General features: G+C 60.9%; 3 protein-coding genes. All 3 read left to right on the top strand.

What is annotated here, in order from left to right; translation table 11 throughout:
- Positions 1-365 (top strand): DHH family phosphoesterase (locus AB4043_RS19220; RefSeq protein WP_442307798.1); only part of this gene is annotated, 365 nt, incomplete at its 5' end.
- Between the two features lie 29 nt (positions 366-394).
- Complete coding sequence (locus AB4043_RS19225) at positions 395-2,275, top strand: ArnT family glycosyltransferase (protein WP_442300153.1); 1,881 nt, start codon at positions 395-397, stop codon at positions 2,273-2,275.
- A gap of 33 nt (positions 2,276-2,308) precedes the next feature.
- Positions 2,309-3,307: a GNAT family N-acetyltransferase gene (locus tag AB4043_RS19230; protein WP_442300154.1), complete on the top strand. Its 999-nt coding sequence runs from the start codon at positions 2,309-2,311 to the stop codon at positions 3,305-3,307.
- Positions 3,308-3,402 lie beyond the last annotated feature (95 nt).

Below are 3,402 nucleotides of genomic sequence, written 5' to 3' on the forward strand. Positions count from 1 at the left end.
TCCTTGGAGCCGCCCTCTCCAAACTTAATATCCAGGACAAACTTGCCTGGGCGTGGATCACCCTGGAAGACATGCTGGAAAGCGCTGCCCAGGAAGAGGACTGCGAAGGCGTGGTGAACTACCTCATCTCCATCGCAGGCATCGACTGTGCCGTTTTCCTGCGGGAGCTGCCACGGACCAACGGGAACGGAGTTCCGCCGCAGTTCCGGCTCAGTATCCGCAGTAAAGGACGCGCCAATGTGGCCCGGGTGGCTGAGCACTTCGGTGGCGGCGGGCACCTGACCGCCAGCGGCTGCACAGTCGACGGCGACCTCGAAACAGTCATTGATCGGGTCGTCAAACGCCTTCAAGCCGAACTCTGTTAGCCTAGTTTTCATTGCGCGACAAAGCCGAGATGACTCCGCCCAACGATGGCGTACGCCGGTGGCTTCACCGGCTGCGAACCGCTGAGGCTTTTTCTGCCACACAGGAGCTGGTTGTCCTTTTCCTGGTGGCCTCCTGGCTGCTGGCTTTTGGCCTGATTCCGCTCCGCATCGGACATCTGAATATCAGTCGAACCGAGCTGGGCCTGGTCGGTGCAGACGAGCCCCGTTACGCGCAGGTAGCCCGCGAGATGCTGCAGGTTCACTCAGCCGAGTGCCACGCCCTGCACACCACCGTCCGGCCCCACAGCCTGGCCTGGAAAGACCTGACGGCCAGCTACCACTGCCTGACCGCGGGCGCCATTACTCCTATTCTTTACGGCGTTCCCTGGCTGGAAAAACCGGCGCTCTATTACTGGCGCGCCATGAGCTTCTTTAAAGAGTTCGGCATCTCCGACTGGTCGGCCCGTCTGCCCTCCACGACCGCCACCTTCGCTCTTATCCTGCTGATCTACCTGCATATGCGACGTTTCCGTCCGGGCGGGCATCTGGACGCGGCCTTGATTACCGCCTCCTGTATCGCGATGGTGGCCTTCGCCCGCGGCGCTTCTACAGACATGCAACTGGCCGCGCCGTTTTCCATCGGCATGCTCGGCTGGTACGCCTGGTATGAGACGGGCAAGAAGTTCTGGCTCTTCGACCTCTACTTCTTCGGCGGGGCAGCAACCTTGGCCAAGGGCCCCATAGCGCCCTTCATGATCCTCTGTATCCTGCTGCTGTTTGCGGGTTTGCGGCGGGAATGGAACATCGTGCGCCGCACCATCTGGCTGCCGGGAGTGGCTCTCTACCTGGCGATGGTGCTGCCGTGGTTCATCGCCGTACAGCTCCGTAATCCGGACTTCTACCGGCTCTTCTTCCTGCAGCACAATCTTGAGCGCTTCGCTACCGATCGCTACCAGCACCACCAGCCGATCTACTACTACCTGGTCGTACTGATCCTGGGCCTGATGCCCTGGACGGTAATGAGCCTCCGCGCCATGGTGGACTCTATCCAGATCTCGGTTGCGGAGTGGAGGGTACGCCATAACCGGGTTCGCTACGTCGGCAATACGCGCCCGGGCGATGCCTTCCCGGAGTTCCTGGTCATCTGGGCCATCTTCCCAGTGCTCTTCTTCACCTTCTCCGGCTCCAAGCTCCCTGGCTACATTCTGCCGGCCATCGCACCCATCACCATCCTGACGGGCGACTACCTGTACCGCATACGGCAGTACAAGCTCAAGTGGTGGATGCTTGGCGGACACGCTCTCGTCGTTTCAACGATGACGTTTGTGCTTCTGCTCTGCCCGCAGTACATGATCTACGAGCGCTTTGTCCCGGCGGCCAAAACCATCTTCTGGGCGGCACTTTGGGCAGCGGTTACCGGGGCCGCCATCTGCCTGACCGTCCTCCGCTGGGGAACAAAGTATCTGCGCACCGTCACCCTGGCGCCGGTTCTGGCAATGCTTTTCTTCCTGTTGCGGATGAACGGCTGGCTGCTGGATGCCAACTACTCCGCCCGGCCCCTGGCGGAGCGTATCGCCCAGGAAGCACCCGATATTCCCACGCTGGCGACCTATCACATCCGCCGCGATATGGACTACGGCCTGGCGTTCTACCGGAACCAGCCGCTCCGCCATTATTTCCATGAAGAAAGTGCGACGGAGAAGGTGACCATCATCGCCGAGATTCCCCAGGAACAGCACATCCTGGTCCTGCGCGAACGCGACATTCCCCAGCTTTCCACGATCCTCGCCGGACGCCTCTACACGCCGCTTTTCCTCTATGAGTGGCAGGGGCTGGCCGTCTACCGCGTCTCCGCGGGAACCCAGACCGCAAACCTTTCGGAAAAACCTTCCGTACACAATCGGCGTTAACTCCGCTAAGCTGCTGCAAGRCCCAAACGACCTGTGAGCGCAGCCGCACAACTCGACCTGCTTGACCTTCGGCACTACTCCGGCCGTCAGCTTCGATCTCTTCTGGAAGAAGAAGCGCGGCAGTGGAGAGACCTGCTGGAGTGGGACTACTCTACCTCGATCGAGCTGCTGCTGCAGTATCTGGATGCCCGCATCCTGCCCGGCTACGTCGCGCTCGACAATGGGAATGTCTGCGGCTATACCTTCAGCGTCTATGAAGGCGATAAGGCCGTCGTTGGAGATACCTTCGCCCACGCCACGCAATCTGAGAGCGCCAAGGATATCGAGCATCGGCTGCTGACCCATCTCATCGAGACCCTGCAGCACTCGCCGCAGGTACAGCGTGTGGAGTCGCAGTTGTTGCTGCATCCGGCGGGATCCCTGGCAGCGCCGTTTCTGGCTACCGGCTTCCGCGTTCACCCACGGCTCTTCCTGCACTGCGACCTGAAGCAGAACGCAGCCCTGCCCGCGACTCATCCGGAGCACAGGCTTCCCGAACAGCTGACCCTGCGGCAGTGGGTCAATGCCCACTTCCAGCCGGCGGGCGAGCTGATCCATCGTACTTACCGCGGCCACCTGGACGCTTCCATCAACGACCAGTACCGGTCTCTGCACGGATCGTTGCGCTTTCTGCATAACATCGTCCGTTTTCCGGGCTGCGGTGTCTTCGATGCGGAGTCGTCCTGGGTGATGCTCGACCCCGACGGAGGCACGCTCGAGGGCATGATCCTCTGCTCCCGCGTCTGCGACCACGTGGCGCATATTACGCAGCTCTGTATCGCTCCCCGGCTGCGCGGACAGGGCTATGGCCGCATGCTGATCCAGAAGGCGGCAGCCGGCCTGCGGCAGCGTGGATATGAAGCCATTACCCTTACGGTCACCGAAGAAAACACTTCTGCCGTCCGTTTGTATGAGGATCTCGGCTTCCACGCCCGYCACCGATTCGATGCCATGGTCTGGGATAAACGGGAACTTCCAACCGCAAACCATTAGGGAGTGTCATTTACTTCCGGACGGGCTGATATCATCAGAGACGGAATGGCAACGCATTCACAGGTGCCGGCCTCGCTCGCCGGAGAATCCAAGAC

This window comes from Terriglobus sp. YAF25 (assembly GCF_052113305.1).
Lineage (GTDB): Bacteria > Acidobacteriota > Terriglobia > Terriglobales > Acidobacteriaceae > Terriglobus.